This window comes from Ignavibacteria bacterium (assembly GCA_016873845.1).
Lineage (GTDB): Bacteria > Bacteroidota > Ignavibacteria > Ch128b > Ch128b > JAHJVF01.
This window is the reverse complement of sequence record VGVX01000005.1, coordinates 1-23,082: the sequence shown is the minus strand read 5'-3', so window position 1 is coordinate 23,082 and position 23,082 is coordinate 1. Positions and strand designations below refer to the sequence as shown.

Annotated in this window: 15 protein-coding genes and 1 pseudogene; 2 read left to right on the top strand and 14 right to left on the bottom strand. The window is 34.7% G+C overall.

The features are described 5' to 3' along the window. Window positions 1-6 precede the first annotated feature (6 nt). Window positions 7-1,128, bottom strand: coding sequence for an alanine dehydrogenase (gene ald / locus FJ213_02470; protein MBM4175024.1), 1,122 nt, complete (start codon window positions 1,126-1,128; stop codon window positions 7-9). Between the two features lie 288 nt (window positions 1,129-1,416). On the opposite strand from ald, the gene FJ213_02465 reads away from it, so the two are divergent. Next, entirely contained in the window at window positions 1,417-2,238 is an 822-nt protein-coding gene (locus tag FJ213_02465) for an SAM-dependent DNA methyltransferase (protein MBM4175023.1), read from the top strand. Beyond that, on the top strand, window positions 2,217-2,969 hold the full coding sequence (locus tag FJ213_02460; GenBank protein ID MBM4175022.1) for a DUF3387 domain-containing protein: 753 nt from the start codon (window positions 2,217-2,219) through the stop codon (window positions 2,967-2,969). Before FJ213_02465 ends, FJ213_02460 begins: the two co-directional genes overlap by 22 nt. A 54-nt stretch (window positions 2,970-3,023) precedes the next feature. Here the strand turns inward: FJ213_02460 and FJ213_02455 are convergent, their stop codons facing one another. The 13 genes and pseudogenes from FJ213_02455 to FJ213_02395 all read right to left on the bottom strand — a co-directional run bounded on the left by FJ213_02455 (window position 3,024) and on the right by FJ213_02395 (window position 22,798). Beyond that, complete coding sequence (locus tag FJ213_02455; GenBank protein MBM4175021.1) at window positions 3,024-3,986, bottom strand: D-glycerate dehydrogenase; 963 nt, start codon at window positions 3,984-3,986, stop codon at window positions 3,024-3,026. A 106-nt stretch (window positions 3,987-4,092) separates the two neighbouring features. Next, complete coding sequence (locus FJ213_02450; protein ID MBM4175020.1) at window positions 4,093-4,491, bottom strand: four helix bundle protein; 399 nt, start codon at window positions 4,489-4,491, stop codon at window positions 4,093-4,095. A gap of 88 nt (window positions 4,492-4,579) precedes the next feature. Further along, window positions 4,580-6,205 (bottom strand): nucleoside recognition protein, encoded by a 1,626-nt coding sequence (locus FJ213_02445; GenBank protein MBM4175019.1) that lies wholly within the window; start codon window positions 6,203-6,205, stop codon window positions 4,580-4,582. A 34-nt stretch (window positions 6,206-6,239) separates the two neighbouring features. Next, a complete protein-coding gene (locus FJ213_02440) occupies window positions 6,240-7,298 on the bottom strand; it encodes an N-acetylmuramoyl-L-alanine amidase (protein ID MBM4175018.1) in 1,059 nt (352 codons plus the stop codon). Next, window positions 7,291-7,986 (bottom strand): RDD family protein, encoded by a 696-nt coding sequence (locus FJ213_02435; GenBank protein ID MBM4175017.1) that lies wholly within the window; start codon window positions 7,984-7,986, stop codon window positions 7,291-7,293. The genes FJ213_02440 and FJ213_02435 overlap by 8 nt, the downstream gene beginning before the upstream one ends. Before the next feature lie 118 nt (window positions 7,987-8,104). After that, window positions 8,105-10,390, bottom strand: a pseudogene (locus FJ213_02430) (TonB-dependent receptor). Window positions 10,391-10,501: 111 nt separating this feature from the next. Further along, the gene (locus tag FJ213_02425) at window positions 10,502-11,401 is read right to left on the bottom strand and encodes a helix-turn-helix domain-containing protein (protein MBM4175016.1); all 900 of its coding nucleotides are present in this window, start codon (window positions 11,399-11,401) and stop codon (window positions 10,502-10,504) included. A 111-nt stretch (window positions 11,402-11,512) separates the two neighbouring features. Then, complete coding sequence (locus FJ213_02420; GenBank protein ID MBM4175015.1) at window positions 11,513-12,862, bottom strand: deoxyribodipyrimidine photo-lyase; 1,350 nt, start codon at window positions 12,860-12,862, stop codon at window positions 11,513-11,515. 15 nt (window positions 12,863-12,877) lie between these two features. After that, complete coding sequence (locus FJ213_02415) at window positions 12,878-13,717, bottom strand: transporter (GenBank protein MBM4175014.1); 840 nt, start codon at window positions 13,715-13,717, stop codon at window positions 12,878-12,880. Window positions 13,718-13,758: 41 nt separating this feature from the next. Beyond that, complete coding sequence (locus FJ213_02410) at window positions 13,759-17,376, bottom strand: hypothetical protein (GenBank protein MBM4175013.1); 3,618 nt, start codon at window positions 17,374-17,376, stop codon at window positions 13,759-13,761. A 3-nt stretch (window positions 17,377-17,379) separates the two neighbouring features. Then, entirely contained in the window at window positions 17,380-21,288 is a 3,909-nt protein-coding gene (locus FJ213_02405) for a HAMP domain-containing protein (protein ID MBM4175012.1), read from the bottom strand. A gap of 95 nt (window positions 21,289-21,383) precedes the next feature. After that, window positions 21,384-21,848 (bottom strand): DUF4783 domain-containing protein, encoded by a 465-nt coding sequence (locus tag FJ213_02400; GenBank protein MBM4175011.1) that lies wholly within the window; start codon window positions 21,846-21,848, stop codon window positions 21,384-21,386. 113 nt (window positions 21,849-21,961) lie between these two features. After that, window positions 21,962-22,798: a hypothetical protein gene (locus FJ213_02395; protein MBM4175010.1), complete on the bottom strand. Its 837-nt coding sequence runs from the start codon at window positions 22,796-22,798 to the stop codon at window positions 21,962-21,964. Window positions 22,799-23,082 lie beyond the last annotated feature (284 nt).

Genomic DNA, 23,082 nt, shown 5'->3' with positions numbered 1-23,082 from the left:
TAAACCTTAGTTCTTTGAGAAGATATGAATTCTTCTATACTCCAAATTAAAAATTTCTGCTAATGTTTCGTTTGTGCAGCTTCCATTATGCGTGCAGACACCACTCGTCAATCCTGCATTAGATTTCATGGCTTCTTCGATTCCTAAATCGGCAATCTGCTGAACATAATCTACAACAATATTATTCAAACCATAACTCGCTGTACGCGCAACCAGTGCAGGAATGTTCGGCACACAATAATGAATAACATCATGCATAATATAAACAGGATTTGTAAGTGTTGTGGGGCGACTGGTCTCAATACATCCGCCTTGATCAATCGATACGTCAATAATCACGGCACCAGGTTTCATAGATTTTACCATTGATTCTGTAACAACATGCGGCGCTTTTTCCCCTTTTATGAGTACGGCACCAATCAATACGTCTGCAAATTTTACTCCACGCTCGACGGTGTATTGATTCATCACCACTGTAGTAATATGCTTGCCGAGCAATTCTTCAACTTGTTTGAGCTTGTGAATGTCTTTGTCAAGAATTACTACTTGTGCTCCAAGTCCAATTGCAGCACGTGAAGCATTAATTCCAACTGTTCCCGCACCAAGAATTACAACTGCCGCAGGTGCAACTCCGGCAATTCCGCCAAGCAGTACGCCGCGGCTTATCTCGAAATTGTTTTCAAGATATCTTGCTGCAATTTGAATCGACATTTGCCCTGCAATTTCACTCATTGCTCCAAGTATTGGGAGATGTCCTTCTTTATTTTCTACAAGTTCAAATCCAATGGAAGTGATTTTTTTCTCAAGAAAAATGTCAACCAGTTTTCTCCGCATGAAAAGATGAAGTGCTGAGAAGATAATTTGCTCAGGATTAAGCTTCAATGCTTCTTCATCTGAAAATGGTGATACTTTTAGAATTAATTCAGAACGATTGACAGCTTCTTCCTGCGAGTAAACTAATTTCGCTCCTACAGATTCAAACTCATTATTAGTGAAGTTGCTTTGCAGCCCGGCATCTTTTTCAACAAAGACAGAATGCCCTTTTTCAACAAGTGATTGAATACCGGCTGGAGTTAAAGCAATGCGGTTATCTTCAAAATGTGTCTCTTTTAAAATTCCTATACGCATAAAGTTTTTTATATTATTGGAAGCTACTGTGACAATTTAACTAAAATTTTATTTGAATTAAAGAAAAGACAAATGGTAAATAATATTAATTATGAATATTGTTAGTGGAATGCATTACAATAGTTGATGAAAACACAATTCCGTTTGTCTATCATCGCTTCAATAACTATTTTTGCCCACGATGATAAGTTTGGGTAATAGATTAGATAATACTATTGGGATATCGGTATAAGTTAAATACAAATGGATTGTTTACCTGGATAAGGACTAGGAATTAATGAGGTAACTATGAAGAAAAAGAAATCAAATACTGAAGAACCTCTCGAAAAAAAGCTTTGGAAAGCTGCTGATAAACTCCGAAAGAATATGGATGCTGCAGAATACAAGCACGTTGTTTTAGGTTTGATATTTCTAAAGTATATATCCGATGCTTTTGAGGAACATTATCAAAAATTGGTTGAACTAAAAAACGAAGGAGCTGATCCGGAAGATAAAAATGAATATACAGCCGAGAATGTATTTTATGTTCCACCCTCAGCAAGATGGAAATGGCTGCAAGGTCGTGCAAAGCTTCCTACAATTGGAAAAGATATTGATGATGCTATGGTAGCGATTGAGAAAGATAATCCAAAGTCGCTTAGGGATGTTCTTCCAAAAGTCTATTCTCAAGAAAAACTTGATAAGGCAAGTTTGGGAAGTCTAATAGATTTATTAAGCACTGCAACCTTAGGAACAAAAGAAGCTCAGAGTAAAGATATTCTTGGGAAAGTGTTTGAATATTTCTTAGGGCAGTTTGCTTTAGCAGAAGGAAAGAAAGGCGGTCAATTCTATACTCCAACCTGCGTTGTAAGATTGCTTGTTGAAATGCTTGAACCTTATGAAGGAAGAGTGTTCGATCCTTGCTGCGGCAGCGGTGGTATGTTTGTGCAAAGTGAAAAGTTTATTGAGGCGCATTCTGATCATTACAAAGCCCCCTCTAAGAGGCTGTCTCATAACTTGTGTTTTCTCGATAATTTTTCTGACTTTGTCAGAAAAAACTCGAAAACCGCAAAAATTAAAAGGTTCTCGAGTAATCCGTCGTTTGACGGATGTATCGAGAGAACCTTTTGAGACAGCCCCGACAGAAACTCGCTCTTAATCCTAAAGATCGTATTTCTATTTTCGGACAGGAAAGCGGGGGTGAGGGCTTTGAAACTGCTATCAAACAAATAGTTGATCAAGCGATTACTTCAGATAAAGTCATTGATATTTTTGAAGCTGCCGGAATTGAAAAGCCGGAGCTTTCAATTTTATCTGATGAGTTTCTGTTGGAAGTTCAAGGGATGAACCATAAAAATCTTGCGATTGAACTATTGAAGAAGATACTGAACGATGAAATCAAATCACGGTTAAGAACAAACCTTGTAAAGAGCAAAGCTTTCTTAGAAATGCTTGAATCAGCAATAAAGAAATATCAAAATAATTTGTTAACTACAGCGCAGATAATTGAGGAGCTTATACGGATTGCCAAGGAAGTAAAAGAATCTGACAAAGAAGGTGAGAAGCTTGGTTTATCAACTGAAGAAGTTGCATTTTACAATGCGCTTGAAACGAATGACAGTGCGGTAAAAGTTTTGGGAGATGAAACATTAAAAACTATTGCAAGAGAAATTGCTGATAAGGTTAAAAAGAACACAACGATTGATTGGACTATTCGTGAGAGTGCTAGAGCAAAACTGATGGTACTTGTTAAACGTACTCTTACAAAATATGGATATCCTCCCGATAAGCAACAAAAAGCAATTGATACAGTTCTAAAGCAAGCGGAATTGTTGGCGGATTTTATTAACTCCGAAATATAAATCCACGCAGTTAAATGAACCATTGAGATCCCAGAGAATTTCTAAAACAAAACATTATAAATTATTTACCGGTGTTATTGGCTTTTTCCCACTAAGCACATTCACAACATTTTGTGCGGCGATTTCAGCCATTTTGTTTCGTGCTTCTTCGGTTGCACTTCCAATGTGCGGCAGGAGAATTACACTCTCAAATTTTAAAAGCTCTTTTGTGATCTTTGGCTCAAATTCATAAACGTCTAAGCCTGCTGAAAATAGCTTTCCTGACTTCAAAGCTTGAACCAAAGCTTTTTCATCAATAACTTCACCTCGAGAAGTATTAATCAATACTACACCATTTTTCATTCTATCAAAATTCTTTTTATCTATTAAATGGTACGTCTTTGGTGTAAGCGGAGTATGAATTGAGATAAAATCGCATGTACTCAGCAATTTATTAAGCGGAAGAGATTTCGCTTTCAATTCAATTTCAAGCGGTAAATTTCTCTCAAGATTATTGTAAAATATATTCATTCCAAATCCATACGCACGCTTGGCAACTGCTTTACCAATTCTACCGGTTCCAATAATTCCAAGATTTTTTCTATAAAGTTCTTTACCAAGCATTAAATCCGATTGCCAAATTTTAAATTTCCCTTTTCGCGTAAATATATCAGCTTCACGAAATCTTCTCGCACAGGCAATCATTAATCCAAAAGCTACATCCGCCGTTGCATTGGTTAGAACATCTGGAGTATTTGTAACCCATATTCCTTTACTGCTCGCATGCCTGATATCAATGTTGTTATACCCTGCAGCATAGTTTGAAATTATTTTCAGATTCGGAATTTTATCGATTATTGACGAATCGATTTTATTTATCAAGAGAGAAATAATTGCATCGCAATCTTTCGCTTTCTTGATCAATTCAGATTTAGCAATCGGAAGGTAAGAATTATTCCGAATTACCCGGATTTTATTTTTTTTAAGAATATCTATCCCAATTTTTGGAATGATTGCATTGATGAAAACCTTTTTCAATATTTAGTCTCAATTGAATTGAACAGATAATGCATATTCATGATTAAAATATTTTTTGAATATAGATTTCAGATTAACGATTGATGAATTTTGATTTTTTTTAATGCTATCTCTCAATGTTTCTTTGTGCAGTTTCAACACTTTTCACAAAAATAGAGATCAATTCATTACTTTCTTTCAATGCTCGCTCTATTTTACTTTTTAGTTTTAGTTCTTTTTCCATTAAAGTATGATCTGACGCTTGGTAGAGCTTTGCTTTGTCAATAATTTTCAGGCAAACAAATGTTTCACGCAATTCTTTTAATACAATTTTAATTTTATGGATAAAGTCTTTTCTCGATTCACCGCTTTGTGCTTCCCCATAATTCAGTGCGGGTGAAGTACCAGACCGAATCAGTTGATTTGAGAGATGTATCGCTGCTTTTGTTTGCGGTAATTCATTTACAATCTCAATTATTAAAACTGCAAAATTTATCAGTCGTTCCTCTAACTCATGTTTATTCATATAACTCCCTTATCAAATCATCCGTCAGCTGATGGATCGTTAACCACTATTCTTAAATCTAAATTTACTAATTTAGTTTAATTCAATTTCAACTAAATAAAAGATTCACAATAAATGTTGCTCCGAGAATTCCAGCAACATCTGCCATCAATCCAACTGGCAAAGCGTAACGAGTTTTTTGAATATTTACCGCTCCGAAGTAAACTGCTAAGACATAAAAAGTTGTTTCGGTGCTTCCAAAAAAAGTTGAGACTAAAATTCCAAGTAGTGAATCCGGTCCATGAACTTTAATAATCTCAGTCATGATACCGAGCGAACCGCTGCCTGAAAGAGGTCTCATCAATGCCATTGGCAATGCTTCGGCGGGCATGCCAATAAAATTTGTGACTGGCGTGAGAACATAGACTAAAAAGTCCATTGCTCCGCCTGACCGGAATATCCCAATTGCAGCCAGCATTGCAACTAAGTATGGAATTATTCTAACTGCGACATTGAATCCTTCTTTCGCTCCTTCAACAAATTTTTCATAGACTTTAACTTTTTTTATCAAGCCAAAAGTTAGAAACGAAAAAATTAAAAATGGAATTGCAGTGATAGAAATATAACCGATTATTAATTTGAACGTTTCAGGATTTACGAAGCTCAGTATTGATCCAAGTGCTAGACTTAATCCAGTTGCAAAAATTAACACACCTGCCAGTAAGATTCCAAAGAATACGCTTATAGCTTTAAGATGATTTTTTATCCAGTTTGCGAAACCTTGTTTCACACTTGCAATGTTTTCAAATATTTTTGCTGCTGTTACACCGACAAGAGTTGCACATGAAGCGCCAAAAATAGAAGTTCCGATAATGATCGCAGGATCACTCGAACCGGAAGCAGCACGAATTGCAATCGCAGTTGCTGGTATTAAAGTTAAGCCGGCAGTATTGACTGCTAAAAACATACACATGGCGTTAGTTGCAGTATCTTTATTCTCATTTAAGGTGTTCAAGTCTTCCATCGCTTTTAATCCGAATGGAGTTGCAGCATTGCTCAATCCGAGCATATTTGCAGATATATTCATTATCATTGAACCCATTGCTGGATGTTCTTGTGGAACTTCAGGAAATAAAAATTTAGTGATTGGTCTAACTGCACGAGCAATTAATCGAATTAATCCAGCTTCCTCCGCAACTTTCATCACACCAAGCCACAAAGCCATTATTCCAATCAGTCCGAAGGCAATTTGCACTGCTACGTTAACAATATCCAAAACTCCGTTTGTCACATTTTTCATCTTCACAAAGCTTACTTCTTCAAAAGCTATGTTTAACTTGATTGATCCGTCATCTTTAGCTTTAAAAGTAAAATTTCCGGTTAAATCATTTTTATCACCAGAAGCTTTTGCCATTGTTTTCCAGATCTCAGGCACCGCGTCAGTAATCGTTAGGTAGATTGATCCTCGATTGTCCTCACCAATTGAAAGCTTTGCACTTAATTCTATCCTTTCCTTGCATTCAACATTGTAAAAATCAGAAAATGTTTTTTCATCTATTCTTAATGATCCATTCAATGTTCCTTTTTGAATTTGAGTATTTTGCGGTGATGGATAAAACTCTACTTCAATAGATTCTTTATTTCGATATTTGTTCGATGATGAATCAGAAACATCAAAATATAATGCAACCCCAATGCCAAGAATTATTAAAGCAATCCAGACATAGTTCAGCATGGATTAAAACCTTTCAATATTAGATTGATAATTTTTAATAACTAACTGTAATTTTTTTTCTAAATGGGAATGAATGATTCCCGTTGAGATTTTTTACAACTGCGTTTACTTCATGTTCACCTGGAGGAAGCTCTCTCATTGGAGAGATGATAAGCACTTTTTTACCCTCCTCATCACCAAAAATAGAATACGCCGGCTCTTTATTTATTTGTGCCAAACAAAATGTTGAATCAATTCCTCTTCCTTGATCATCAATGAATATTTTTATTTGCGGATCAGATGTAATGTAATTCATTGTTTCTGGTGTATACAATTTAATAACTCCCTGTCGCAAGTATTTTCCGAGTCCGCGAAAAATTCCCCAAGCCTGAATTTGATTGAACTCGTCAACGATAAGCCGCTGTTCCTCATACTCACTTGTATGAAAAGCACATTCCACTAGCACTCTGGGAATTACAGTCTTCCGAAGGACTGAGAATCCAGCACCAGGATAAATCCAGTAATCAGAATATGTTCCATCGAATGAGCCGAGCCCGCCGCTGTTTCCCATGACATATGCAAGATCACGCTGAATATATTTTGCTAAATCATGATTGCATGGATCATAGACATAATCTTTAGCAGTACCATGATAATACGTTGAAGTAAAATTCGTATATACATCGCCAGCACGACCTGGTGCATTGTGATGGATAGAAATAAAAACGTCAGCTATCGATTCATTTGCTAATTTTGATCTATCATCGAGAGAGATGAATGTATCAATATCACGAGACATTATTACTTTAGCTCCAGCACGAAGAAGATAATCGCGCAGGTAAAGTCCAACTTTCAAATTCAGATCAGCTTCAATTGCCAATCCTTTTGGACCTTTATTTCTTCTATCTGTACCGCCATGACCTGGATCTATAAATATCGTGTATCCCATGTAAGTCTGTGAATATGAATTTATTGTTGAATCTTGTTTTTCTTTCGGATGCCAGTCGAATGGTTTAACATAATAAATATTTTGAACCACTGTGGTTGTTGAGCAGCCGACAATAAACACGACTGAAATTAACGAGATAATCGGTACGAAAATTTTTTTATACATATTTTAGCTTATAGAGAATGTTTGTTAATAAAATGTGTGGATTAATTTCACTTATTTCTTTTGAGGTGAGGATAATTCTTTCTGAGAAATGATCCAAAAATTTTGTAAGAAAATTCTTTTTAAATTCTTCGTTTAAATATTTCGATGAAGTATAAAACTTTTTTAACAAATTTATTTCATCGAATTGGAGTGATATATTTAACTGCTGTTGCAGTTCTCTATCAATCAATTGTTTTTCTTTTTCACTGAACTTTACCTTTAGTTTTCTCAGAACTTCAGTAATTTCAGAATCGGATAGATGATCAGAAAACTTCTTTTTAAGGGCAATAAAAAGATAGACTTCATTCATCAAAAATAATGGCGGCACGAATAAAATCACTTTGGATAGATTGCGAATTAATATTCGTGTGATACTTAACTTATTTGATTCTTTTGAAGCAATTCTAATTTTATAAAGATATTTCCCAGGTGAAGTTCCCCAGGTAAAATATTCAAATATGATGCAGTAAAATTGGAGGAAAAGAATATACAAGATTATCGTGATTGGATAAATCGAATTTTCAAATGGATCTAGAAGGTCGTAAATGAATTTTAAGTAAATGATAGTAAAGATTATGGAAAGCAAAAGAAGATCAACAATAAATGCAAAGAATCTTTTTAAATTTAAACTTATGTTATGTATGTGCATTAAAATAAGTTTTCCAGATTGCTCGGACAATTGATCTTTTATTTTGTGCGAAAGTTAAAAAAACAATTCTCTCAACGCAAACTTAACCGAAGAACATGAACAGAAATATTTTAATAATTCAAAATTCTATGCTCACACCAATTGAGGGTAAAATTCCAATTGCCGATCCTTCATCTGCGGATTTTGTTCGTGGATTCCAGCGGTTCACACTAACATTTTTCCTGTTATAAATATTTTGCACATCAAGGTAAGCGATTAGATTCCAACCGTGGAAATTCCATCTTCGGTCTATTCGAATGTCAAGAGAATGAGTATTTGGTAGTCTTTCAGTATTATATAGGGCGATAGTTTGTGAACCATCAGAATTAAATGGAGTTTTTGGTTTGCCTGAAGCATATCGGAACTTTACACTCGCTTCCCATTTTTTGTTGAAGATATAGCCTGCACTAAGATTAATTATCAAACGCTGATCATAAGTTCCAGCGCGTTCAATCCCCTCCAATCCAGTGAAGTAAGTTTCACCATACGTTAAACTGAAAATTCCATAATGGGGAATGACTGAGGATTTTTTCTGTAATGAGAATTCTATCCCATGAGAAAAACCTTTTCCGCCACTGGATAGTTTTTCTAATCCAAATGAGGAAAAATTATCTTCTGCACCTGCGAAACCAGCCCCAGTATTTGCAAGAACAACATAATTTCGAAGCAGACTTGCAGGGTAATTAGAATAATTTTTATAGAAAGCTTCAGCTTTCATTATTATATCGTCTCTTAATCTATGGTCAACTCCTAATATATAATGTTCAACTTGGATTTGATTTAACTTCCTATTCACTTCATCAGCAGCAAGCCAAATGTAAGATGGATTTTGGTGATAGATTCCAGTACTGAAATTCAAATTTGAAATTGGTGTTAATGCATAAGATAAAGAGAGGCACGGACCGAAAGTGAATTTTTGTTCAATCGCACTGAAATAATCTGTACGTATTCCAAGATTTAATCTAATCCTATTGAAAAACATGTTGCTGTATTGAGCATAAATGTTTGATTTGAAGAACATCTCTTCAGCTTTTAACGAATAGATTTCCAAAGTATCACCGAATGTCGTTAAGAACGAAGGAAGTTTAACATCAGTTTTGAATTTAATCTGCTTTATTTGTGCACCGAAATTTATTTCTGTCATTGGTGAAAGCTTGTAAACAAAATCTAATTTTAAAGTGTTTTCTCCTTCTCGTGATTCATTTAAGAAAATCGGATTTAATAGTGAATCTCTTTGTGAAGTATTAAAATCAATAAAATTTCTATTTAGACTTATATCGAAAAATCCCTTCTTTAAAAGATGCCGATAAGATATACCTGTTACGTATTGGGTTTGAGCGCTTCCCAATGCCCGTGAATTACTGAATCTTTGATCTGCAGTCTCATTAAAAAATTTGACATTATCGAAAGCACTTATGAAAAGAAACGAAAACGAATTATTGTTGTCGAGTATATAATTGAACTTCGAGAGAACGTCATAATATTCTGGAACAAATCCAAAACCAGCAGCTTTGAAAATAAAATCAAGATAACTTCTCCTAACAGAAAAAATAAAATCGGAATTGCTCGACAGAGGTCCTTCAAGATTAAATCCAAACTGCGTTGCAGAAATTGTACCCTTACCCCCAATGCGGTCGCTTCTTCCATCTTGTAATTTAATCTGTAATACCGATGAAAGTTTATCTCCATAAATTGCCGAAAAACCTCCAGTTGAAAAAGAGGATTCCTCCACAAAATCTAAATTTACAAAGCTCAATGGTCCGCCTGTCGCCCCTTGACTGCCGAAATGATTTATATTTGGGACAACCATTCCATCAACTAAAAAGAGATTTTCAGATGGTGCGCCTCCACGAACAATTAAATCGTTTCGTCCAGGATCTGCTATCGCCACACCAGGCAATACTGATAAAGCTCTGACAACATCTTCAAAACCACCAGGTGCCCTCCGAATTTCCTCATAACTGAAATTTGTAATACTATTTACTTCGGTCGGTGCGGTTTGAAATAAATCTGATGTTACAGTTATTGCTTCTATTTCGATGACTGTTTCAAGCAATTCAAATTCAACAACGGATGGTTTAGCAGTACTAACAATCAAATCTGATTTTATTCTCGAGGAATAACCGATTGCGCTTGCTCTTATCTGATAGCTGCCGACTGGAATATTTTTTATGGAAAATTTTCCATCCAAATTAGTTGCCGCACCAAAGAGTGTTCCAACTACTAATACATTAGCAGCGATATTCGGCCCCTTTGTTGTTCGGTCAATAACTTTTCCCTGAATGATTCCCGTTTCAATATTTTAGGAGAAAATCTCTGTTGTAAATAAAATAAGTACAATCAAGTAATTAATTATATTTTTCATTTTTATTCTTAAATAAAGAGAACGAGCCACCCTGAATTCAGGAGAGTATGATAGGTTATTCAATTAGCACATTATTCTGATCTAATTGTGTCAGAATGGCTCTATTCATCTTTACAACTTTCCTTTCTGTTTTCTAATGATTTTAACTGCCTCAGTAATCGAAAATGCTGTTTCGGTAGATATCAAATTTTTGTTATTGAGTTTTTCAATATAAATTCCTCCAAGAATTAATCTTGATTTTAGTTTTTTGCATTCTCGAGAAAGAGACTCTATTTCGCTTTTAATTTTCCGCTGTGAAATGTTCGGTGATGTTGCCGAAAGGAAAACTATATTCGGTTTTGAACTTGCAATCTCATCTTTTAAAGACTCAAAAGGTGTATTTGCACCCATGTAAGTTACTTCATACCCGCATCGAACTAATTCGTGAAATAGAAATTGAATTCCTAAGTCGTGCTGTTCGCTTTCAACACATGCACAGATAACTTTCAGATTTTTTTTCTTTTGATTAAACATTTGAGCTGCAAATCTCGCTACTGCCAATTTTACAGATTCTGATGCAGTGTGTTCTTGATTGACGCCTAATTCTCCTCTTTCCCACTTAATTCCAATTTCGACCATGGCAGGCCGAATGATTTCATCAACGATAACTGAAAATTGAATCTGGTTCTTGTGTAGATAGATCATTAAATCAAGGAGTCCTTCACGATCACCTTGCAATGCCTCCTCGAAGAATATTTCTGATATAGTTTTAAAATTACTGGAATAGATCGCATAGCCAAGTTTCTCTTTTTGATGTTGACTTAAAGGCGGAGCGGTCATACCAGAAATCGGTATTGAGTTTTTTTGAGCGAAGTCTCGGACTTCCTTGAGTTCAAACTTGCGATGTCCTCCAATGGTTTTTGAACAATTAATCAATTGCCTTTCTGCCCAACGCTTGACTGTGGTCTCTGTTACGTTCAACATAGCCGCGACTTCTCTGGTTGAAATATATTTATAATTTGAGATTTGCAATATTTGTTATCTTCGTTATGTTCGTTTTGTATGTTTTTAATATAATGAAAAAGTTTAATAGTGTCAAGCAGCTTAAGAAGCTTGTGCCAGGTTAGAATAAAAACAAGAGTGTTATAATGTATTCAGAAATGCAGAGATATATTTATCTAAATCAAATTTTCTTTTACAGCCATTGTAGTTCATATAGCGGATTTTACCAAAAACTTCTCTTTCTCCCCATGCTCGATCATGAACTCCCCCAATTGACCATGCACATCCTGTATATCCATTCGGATCGCGTCCATCAAGTGAGTATTTATCATTTAGATAAATAGCTGTTTCGAGTGCTTGTTCTGGTGACTTACTCCACTCAAGAATCTTTTTTGCCCAGTACATTCTCATATAGCCATGCATTTTTCCAGTTTGGACTATTTCTTGTTGTGCAGCATTCCAAAGTTTATCGTGTGTTTGAGATTTTTCAAATTGTTCAATTGAATACAGATGAGCTCTCTTATCGTTCCTATGTTCATTTAACGTTTTTTTTGCCCAATCAGGAAAGCCTTTAACAGAATCATAATCGGAATTGTAATAACAAAAATTATCAGATAATTCCCGTCGTACAATCAATTCTTCAAGAAACGCTTCTGTGGATTGAACATTCTTATTCAAGTTTTGAATTGTCAATGCAATACGTTGAGCAGAGATTTGTCCAAAATGAATGTACGGTGAAAGCTGCGACTGAAAATTCAGAGCCGGATCATTTCTATTCTCAGCATATTGATTAAGTTTTTTCTCGATAAAACGATTCAGTTGCATAGAAGCAGCTTTCTCCCCGGATTGCAGCCAGTCAACTTCGGGGATCGAGAAATCAATTCGAAGTGAATTGGTTGTGTGTGACCAATTCACGGGATTGGAGTAATTTTTATTTTTCCTTGGCATCTTTTTCAAATTTGGAAAATCGATTAGATATTCATTTAATTTTCTATTGATTTTCGGTCTGATAGTATACGCAGCAAATTCGAGTTTGTCAGATGCTTCCCAACATGGAACTATGTTGTGAGCATCGATTTCGTAAAATGGATTTTTGATTTTTAGCGCGACTTTGTTTTTCCATTCTCGAACAATCTTTAGCGGTGAAAAATCGGAAATCAGAACAGATACTTTTGTGTCGTTAACATATTTAACAATGTTTTGTGCTGGATCGCCGATTAATAAAGAAAACGAAATGTTGAAACGACTCAACTCTTTTTCGACTTCTTCTAATCCCTTAAGCATGAAACCATATTGACGAATTGATGCCTCTAAGAATTTTGGGACCAAATTAAAGATCACAATTAAATTTTGTTTATTCTCTATTGCTTTTTGTTGTGCATACAGCAAAGCCCAATTATCATTTACTCGCTGATCGCGGCTCATCCAATAAACTACAGGCCCAAATTTTATCTCGCCATTTTTTAGAATTTTTATCCGCTTTTCATTCATGTAAAAAATTTCAGTTTAAAAATTATGTTCAAATGATAAGTAGAAGAACAGCTCGGGCGTAATCTTCTTGCTTTGATAGTTCAATGGAATTGATAAACCAGGTACAATCTGCAGATCACTAATATCAATCGCAAATCGAAAACCAGGATTGAAAATAGTCACATTCATTTTTTGTTTTTTTCCACTTGCATCAATTTCAACAAAATATGAGTGTAAAATTTCAAACATAAGATTAAAATTTTGGCGAACTAGCCAAATAGCACTCCCTCCAATGTCGAATGAATAAATATCATTTTTTGCTTCAACACCAGCTGAAGTTTTGGTTCGTGCATTTGGAAAAAAAGTAAAGCCCACATTAAAATGATTAACAAGAAAATCATTCCATCGTTTACTGACCGGCAGATTGACTTGATATCCAAGATTACCAGATCCAAACCCGCCTTCAACCTTGCCAGTAGGAAATATTATTGAAAATCTTGGAGCGGAAACTGCAAAGTCATCTCTTCCAGTGAGTTCATACCTATAGTTCAGCATAATGTCTCCAACACCTGATGAAGAGTTCGAAAGTAAGCTAGTAAATGGGATTGAAAAACTTATTTGGTGATGCTCGTCTCCAATCGGCCATTCTTGTGTAAATGACAATCCAACGGATTTAAAATATTTCCATGCATATTGACCGGTAAAAATATGCTGAACAACTCCTGGTTCTTGATTATAAGCTTCCTCTATAAAAAATGAGTTGTCTTCAATCGCTATTGACGGAGGATCGCAACAGACCTTCAAGGAATCGGCAGCAATACTTATATTCCCAAAAAGTGCTGATATAAATAATTGTAATAAAATATATTTTCTCATTAGTACCCTTTAGTAAAAATTATCAAAATGGTCTTTAACTTCTAAAGAAGGCAGCTTCTGCCATAGTAAAATTCACATTCAGAACAATGAGTTATGTTCTTTTCGAATTGTCCGTTAATGATTTTATTTAAGTTCGTCTTAAATAGATTTTCATACTGTAATATTTCATCGAAGCTAAAGCTTTTTATAAATGGTTTTTCAGGATAACGAATAAAGAACAAAACAAGTTCTATCTCCTTGATCGACCTAAAATAATTTTTTACTAGAACAGAATAAAATCCCATTTGGATTAAGTAATCCGAAACTTTCTTCTCATACTCTTGGAGAATAAAAGTGTCAGTCTTAAAATCAACAATTGTAATCTTGTTTTCTTCTATTACGATGCGATCGATAATGCCGCATAAAAACTGATCGCCAAATTTTGAATTAATTTCTTGTTCAACAAGAAAATTTGGTTTTGAAAAAATCGTCTTAAATATTTCTGAATTAACGATTTTATTCAGCACTGAGATTAATTCGCTTCGAACCTCGGCAGCTGAAAACTCCCGATATTCAATCAATGAGCTATCAATGAGTTTAATTATCTCGACTTCGGTTATTTGATGAGAGGTGATCTTTTCCATTATTTGATGAACGAGATTTCCAAATCTTGGACCAGCCAAATTGGAATTTCCAGTGAGGTTCAAAGTCGGGTCTGAGCTTGAAAAATTTTCATCGAGGCCAATTTGATACTTAATTAAATATTTTGTCGGGCAGAGAGAAAAGGCATTTAACTGTGTAGCTGTGAAAAATTCACCTTTTGGCAAATCTGTTAATGCAGAAATCGCAATCTCTTTTGCCGAAGAAGCTTTTTGTTTCCCAATTGTTTCCATCTTCTTTGTTACTTTTTTAACAGCCGGATTCAAATTAACTTCAAGTTGAAAATTCCTCTCAAGTAACTTCGATTCTTTCTCAGCTAGATATATAGAACTCAGCTTAACATTGCGAGTAAGCTTACGATTAGTCCTGAAATCAGCTACTTCAAGTATCTCAAGAATTTTCTTCAACAGAGAATTCTGTGTAAACAACTTATCGTGGCCAGTTCCGGAAATTATCAAATAGTCTCTTGCTCTTGTTAAAGCTACATAAAAAACTCTTAGTGCTTCATTGTAATTATTTTGACTTTTGATGTGATAACCGAGAACAGAAGATTTAGTATGTATGTTTTCAGTTCCTGAGTTAATTTTAAATATTAATCCCGTGTTCTCTTCAACATCAAGCTGTCCGTAATTAAGTTGGTAGTTTTTGATTGGCATATCTGACCGCGGGATAATAACTACTGGGAACTCCAAACCTTTGGCTTGATGAATTGTAAGCAGTTTTACACTGTTAGACATTTCATTAATTGGAGCCTCACCGACCTCAGTATCCTCCTTCCAATTAAATTTTAAATATTCTGTAAAATCGAAAAGATCGGAAAATCCTTTCGCTTCAAACTCTCTTGCATTATCAAGAAGCTTCAGTACATTTGCATTGATTTGGTTTGCTCTTTGATCAGATGCAATCACACCCAAATAACCCGTATCATTTAATATGAGTTGAATCAAGTTTGGTAGTGTAATTCTACCAGCAACGTTTAAGTGCCGGTTTAATGAATCATATACATTCAAAACTTCACTTTTATCGAAGTTTTTTGCATACATAATAAATTTTTCGAACAGACTATCGCCATTTTGGATTTCGCTAATCTCAAATAGTATATTATCGCTCAGAGCATAAAATGGTGATCGCAGTACAGCTGCGAGTGCAACATCATTTTTCAAATCCGATAGGAATTTAAAATATTGGATCCAATCTGTTATTTCCTCAGTTTGATAATAACCTTTCCCTCCGGTGATAGTATATGGAATTTTTCTCTTCGCAAATTCACGTTCGAACTTTTTGAAAAAAGATTTTTCACGGAATAAAATACCTATGTCTCGATAATTTACTGATTGCTCGATTTCAGAATTCGCACTTTTATCTTTAGTAAATATTTTATATTCGCTGTTGACGAGCCATTCAATTTTATCCGCCACCTTTTCAACTTCATCCTCAATTGATTCGTTATTGATAAGCAGTTCAACTATTCCATTTGCGTTATTATTTCTTGCATGCACTAAATCAGAATATGAAACCTCTCCATCAAAATTTACGGCACTCAAATCAATATTATCTTCCATTAGTGATTTGAAGAAATAATTATTAAATGCAATTAAGTTCGGAAGCAATCGATAGTTTTCTGGAAGAGTGATAATTCCGGAAGTTTCGTTATTAATTAATTCAACTTTTTCATCATAGAAATCAAACTCTGCAATTAATGAATTAGAATTCGAAATTCCACTTTTGGCATTTTGAAAGACTTTAATGTCAGCGTTCCTAAAACCATAAATGCTTTGCTTCTCATCTCCAACAATGAATAGAAAATGTTCCTCGTCAAAATCATTTGTAATTTTTTTTAATATTGAATACTGAAGCTGATCTGTGTCCTGAAACTCATCTACTAAGATGTACTTTAACGAATTTGAGATTTCGTTTCGAACAATTTCATTATCTAACAGTCGATCAGTTTTAATTAAAAGATCATCGTAATCCAAAAACCCAAGTTTATTTTTTTCACTTTCAAAAATCTGTAAAGCTGAGTCATATATTTCAATGATCGCTAGTGTGAGAAAAAATCTTTTCCTTTCATTGATCTCATCATAATACTCCGCATTGATAAATGGTGAAAAGTATTCCATCTCAAAAAAAAGTCGTTCGATAAATTCATCAAACTCAGTACAATCGATTTTTCCCTTGACGAAAGATTTCTTTCGGATACCATCCCAATTTTTGACAAATACAATCTGATTTAATTCTGAAAGAAGAAGAAATACTTCTTGGAAGTTACGAACTTCAATGTTCTTTTTGACACTCGCGATCAGATCCGAAAGTTCCGCACTCATAGAATCAATCATAAAAGGCAAAACATTTCTCAGCTGGCTGACTAGATTTTGGACTCTTTTGCATGAGGATTCGCTTGAGAAATATTTTATGTATAGTTCATCAATCTTTTTATTGAAGTGTTCAAAGTCATTTTCATAGAGATTATCTAGCACTTTCTCGGTTAAATATCTTTTATTGATCATTCTCTCAAGCTTTTCGAAGAGATGCTGCTTCCCAAAAATTCGAAGCACATCTTTGACAATGTTCTCGCTCAACAAGTCTTTAACAGCTTTATCAACGGCAGAGGTAATTATTTCCTTTTTCTCTGAGTCTTCAATAATTGAGAATTGTGTGTCGATCTCAGCTTCAATTGGATATTTTTTTAGAATGTCAGAGCAAAAGGAATGGATTGTGGAGATCTTCGCGGTTAAAATTAAATCGCGAAATTTTTGAATTTGCAAGCGAAGCTTTTGAGGAATTTCACTCAATAAAAATTCATCAATATCATTTGAGATTTTTGCCAATAGTTCACCCGCAGCTTTTTCAGTGAACGTTATTGCTGCAATTTGATTCACCGAAATATTTTTGGAAATAACCGTCTCCAAAAACCTTCTCGACAAAATAAAAGTCTTTCCTGAACCTGCATTTGCTGTTAATGCAATATTCCTGTCAATGAGTAATGCTTTTTTCTGCTGGCTGCTTAAGGAATGTGCCACGAACTAATCTTCGGTTTGTGTTTCGGTGAAAACAGGAATAATTATTCTGACTATCGTTCCATTATTTTCCTTGCTTTCGATTTCAATTGTTCCCTCCATCTCATCAATTATTTTCTTAATCATCGACAATCCCAATCCCATTCCCTCGCTTTTCGTAGAAAAATTCGGCTCAAAAATCTTACTCAAATTTTCTTGAGATATCCCGTGCCCATCATCTTCAATATTAATAAAATTATATTTCACATCTTTAAAGAGCTTGACTTTTACAGTAGTACTATCCGCTTGAATAGAGTTTTTAAAAATATTTATAAAGATTCTCTTAAGCTCCTCACGGTCGCCGCTGATAAAAAATTGTTCATCCTTAACAAAATTAAATTCCATTTTGCATTGCGATGCAAACAGCGAAATTGATTCTTTTATAATTTCTAAAAGATCGCATTTTTCAACATTACGTTTTGGCATTCGCGCAAAATGAGAGAACTCGTTTGTGATTCGGTTTAACGCTTCAATTTGCTCAACTAAGCTAACTGATACTTTGCCAAACAGTTTCCCAAATTCTTTTCGGTTTTCCGTATAAAGAACTTGGAGATGCTGTAGAGACAATTTCATTGGCGTGAGCGGATTCTTAATTTCATGAGCAACTTGTTTTGCCATTTCCTTCCAAGCATACTCCCTTTCAGCTTGGGCTAAGTTTTTTCGGCTTTCTTCCAAGTCTGCGATCATGGAATTAAAAGCTTCAATTAAATCCCCAACTTCTCCTGTTTCATTTGTTGCAAGCTGAACCTGAAGATCACCCTGAGAGACTTTTTTTGTAGCTTCTGTTAAATCACTTATCGGCTTGGAAATTCTTTCAACAATAAAACTTCCAAAAATAAAAATAAGAATTAGCGTGAAAGAGTAAGCACCGAAAATAAACGCGTCGATTTGAGCTATTTCCTTTTGAATTTTTTCCTGACGATAAATTGTTGGGCTGGAAATGAGGATTTGACCAAGTCCCTCGACTGAAAATTTCTTAAATCCAACTAAGTATTTATAATCTCCAACGTATTCAAAATCAAATGAATAAGATTTATCATTCAAAAATAATTCATTATAAATCTCTGAGCTCATTCCCGCTTGGAAAAAGTTTAGATCGTAAAGTTTTTTCTGCGTAGAATAAAAAAGCCTGTCATTCACATAGACATTAAAATCAACTTGAAGTTTCTTTGAGATACGATTTAATTCACTCGCGTTTGTTGAAGATATCCCTTTTGAAAAAATATCCCCTAGATAAATTTCAATTACATCAAGATCCTTTCGTAATTCATTTCTTGTTGATTGATTCCAGCTTTCGAGAGAATTTTCACGATTATAATAAGCTAGTATGATTAAAGGGATTATCGTTACGATGAGCAAGCCGGCAAATAGTTTCGTTTTGAATCGAATGCGGAACCGATAACCCTTAAGGAATAAAGATACCGCTATCAATAATATAACCGTCACGGTAATTAAAAAATGAATAAAGATTAGCCTAAAAAAATTAAAAACATGCCACAGAAAACTTTTCTTTTCAACACTCACAGCAAGAATTTTTCCTACAGCATTCTCCTCGTAGAGGAGGTAGTATGTCGAATAAGATCGATTACCGAATTTTTCACTTGACCAAAGCTCATAACTACCAGATTCTATTGGCGTTTCGTTAATTTCTTTTGGAAGAGATCGTCTTTCTGGTATATCTTCTCCACGTACACGCACTAATTCATTTTTCCAAAAGGTATAGATCACTGCATCTGGAAGGAGTTCTATAGGATTTCGTTCCCTCTGAATATTTTTGAAAATCTTCGGTGTGCCTGATTGATTAAAATGTGCAGTTATTTTTCGATTGGAAGGTACTTCGAGCGTTAGAGCCGCAAATCCAAGAATTCTGCCATTAAAACGAATTGGCATGACGCCAAAAATATTATTCGGATACTGATTTTGATTTATAAAAATTGTGTGTTGTGAGATTAACCTCGGATCGAAATATTTCTGAAAATAATCTGTATTGTCAATTCCTACCCCAAATGAACCGAGTAAATTTCCGAATTTATTCAGTAACTGTAAATTTGAATTCACCCCCTCGCTGCTTAGAAGACTATTTACCCATAGCGTAAATGCAGTTAACTCAAAATTTTGTTCTCCATCACGTTTCAAAAACTCTTGAATGAGATCATTATTGTTTCCAAGACTAGTCAGAGTTTCATTCAATACAAAATTAGTTAATTGATCCTGCGGTCTTACTAATTCATAAGTAAGATTTCTTTGAAGTTCTCTTTCCAATAGATCGTTTTTCTGAAACAGCATGGATATGTCAACAAGTGAGGAGAATATTAATATTGAAATTATAATATTAAAATTCGCCGGTAATTTAGCTTGAAGAAATTGATAACTGAAAAAGGCAAGCAGCAACACAAATACAACAAGGAAGAAAAACGTAAACTGCCTGCTTCCATCAACAAGTAAAAAAATTATACATGCAATTATTACCAATCCTATTGAGACAAGAGATATATTAATTTGATTTTTAAATTCATGCCAGTGATTTACCCCACGAAATATGAAACTATACAGTATCAGCGAAGCAATGATCATGCTCGTACTGGTTAGAAACACATTTATATGCATCACAAGGAAAGGAAGACTTGGCAGAATTGATGCTGACTCAAAATATTTTATCGATGAATCAAAAACAAAACTACGTATTGCAGCACCAAATCCTCTTAGCAATAATGGAAATACAAGCAAACAGACAGCTCCCAAAATTGATATAAAAGTCTTCGAGAAATATTTCTGAGAAAGATCGGAATGATCAACTAACCACCTTCTGAAAAGCATAAAAACGTAAATCATGTTGATCAGCAAAGCAGAAGCCGTAATAAATAGTTCTCCTGGCGATTTAACAATCCCGAATCCAAATCTTGAAGCAAAATAGAGTGGATTGAAAAGTTCGCTCTGAATGAAATTGGATGGAAATTGAAAATAAAATAGAATAATCCGAATCAGCCAAATAAATGCTGTTGTGACTGCAATCTTCGAAAGTCTGGAATTGATATGCTGAAAATCTCTGATTAAAGAGAAGAAAAGAATTCCTATGAGCAATAAAAATAAAAGCTGCTGGAAATTGGAAAACAATTTTTTTAAATGCTCGATAAATGCTGACTTGGAAAGGTGATTAATATAAATGAATCCTGCTCTCGAGCCGTCAACATGATTGAGTTGCTGAGAAAATATTCTTCCATCTAAACGAGGAGATGCATTTTCAGACAGGTTAAGTGAAATTTTTGTTTCATATTCACTTGTAAAATCATTTTCCAATGAAGAGGCAGTAAAGTATTCATTTTTGATCGGGTAATTGTTTTCGATGTTTTCGTATCCGGCTAAGAAATAGCTATCCTCAAAATGCTCGAATATTTTTTTGTAGAAGGCAACAAACGTCCGAAAATTGCCTTTTTTAATTGTGATCAGACTATCTTGTGCCAAGAGTTTAACTGGAAAATCAAATGTGAAGAACTGGTTAGTCCAAGCAATCGGTTCATATTCATTCTTGAAAAATTGGTATCTATAATTTTGTTTTCTCTCTGCATCCTTCAATAATTCGAAGATGCTTTCCCTAGAATAGAAAAGTTTTGTTGTATCAGAAATAAGTTCTTTAAGTTCATCTGCAAGTTTGTCAGTATAAAGTATTAATTCACTTTCCCTGTCTTGAAATTCAATACAAATTTCCTGAGCAATGTTTCCCACTTTCTCAGTTGAAATTTCAGTCCAATTCTTGTCATAGTAATCTACAATCTTGGGGAAAACCAATGCACTAATAATCAATAGAGACAGAAAAAATAAAAATAGAATTGAAAACTTTTTATCTTTTGTAAAAAGTTTTGAGGGGCTGAATTTCATGCTCTCTCACGCTGTCGCAAAGTAATAAATCTTAATTTAAGTGAATCAAAATAAATGAAATTCATTTTAGAAAATTGAGCAAATTAGCTCGCTCATCAATTAATGGTGATTTGATTAATTTCCCAATTATCATTAGTCCAGCTTAAACCAATATAGACTTGAACAGTTTCTTTAACTCCCTTAAAGCTGTAAATAAGTTTTCCAGCGCAATAAGGCGTGAGAGAGTTTGTCAACCTAGTTGAAACTCTAAAATCTATTGGTCTATATATACTAAAATAATTCTGAAGCACGTAGTAGGCTTGATTGGATGAATAATATCCTCTTTCACCCGAATTCAAACTAATATAAATCTGTTTACCGAAATAATTGGCTATAGACGAAACGCTTCCAGCTTCAATTCCGGAAATAATGTTTTCGAATACCGGTGCCGGGTTGGGCTGCTGTGATTTATCCGGAATAATTTTTTGATACCTCGGACTGACATTCTGGCCGACGAGCTCACCATACGAGAATAAGGTCGCTGTAATTAAAATCAAAAAATATGTCGCAGATTTCTTCATTCTGTCTATCTTAAGTTATCATTTTTTTTCGAGAGAATAAACCAATCAAAATAAGAGACCCGAAGCATCGGGAAATGCTTCGGGGGGTTCTGAGTTGTATGAGAGGAGAGCTTTTATTTACTCTTTCTAACTCTTTCATTTAATTTAGATTTGTCAATCGGCTTACGTTCACCTTCGGTAAATTTGCCGGATTTTAATTCTCTGTTCCCTTCAACTAACTGATATGCCCAGTCGAAGACAACTCTTTCAGGAGTTAAAAGTTTAACTCTGAACTTTGCATAATGATTATCCCAAGTCCAAACAACATAAGTGTTTCCCTCTTTCAATCGGACATCTTTTGTAGAACTCCAGCCGGTTAAAGGTGCTTTTGATACATCATAAATGTCATAAGTTGGTCCCATATCTTGAATATCCGTATCGTCCCAAACAACCATATAATACGCGCCGCCGTCGTTATCAAAAAACATGTCCGAAGAATTATCGTCGTATGGTCTTACACCATAGGAAGAGAAATCATAACCTGAGTTATTTGGAAATCTTCTGAAATCAAAAATAGATTGATTAAATCCCTCTGGACGTGGAGTATCATAAATCACATCTGAAGAAAGCTCACTTTCGTTCCCGTCATAATCGAATGCAGTCACAGCATAGTAATAGGTTTTACCATTTCGTGCTCCATAGTCAACAAAGTAGTTGCTTCTTGTTGAACCTATTAATTCGTATCTACCATTGTAAGAATAACTGTAATAGATGTTGTATCCATCTAAGTCCCGTTCAAGATTGTGATTCCAATTTATCTCAACCCAGCTGTCGCCAGTTACAGTATAAAGTCCTCTTGGAGGTGCAGGTGGCGTGTAATCATGTCCACCGAAAAAGTCGTTTTCAATGTGACAGCTTGTGATTATTAAACTTGCCGCCATTGATACCAGTATGATTAACACTTTTTTCATGTTTGACTCCGTTTTCATTTACTGATAGAATTACAAAGTCAGTGCCAATAAAAATCAATTGAAACGACTAAAATTTTGAAAAAAACGAGAAAAAAATGTTAATAATTGTGGACAGTATTATCTTGAATTGGACAAGCTTGGATTGGCCTAATTACCCTTTCGGTATGAACAAACCTTCCTTCACGGAACCGAGCATCCCAGCACGTAAGACATCTTTATCAGCTTTAGATAAATTCCGTGTCATTTGCGGAGACAACATTTTATTATGCTTCACTTTGAAAAGA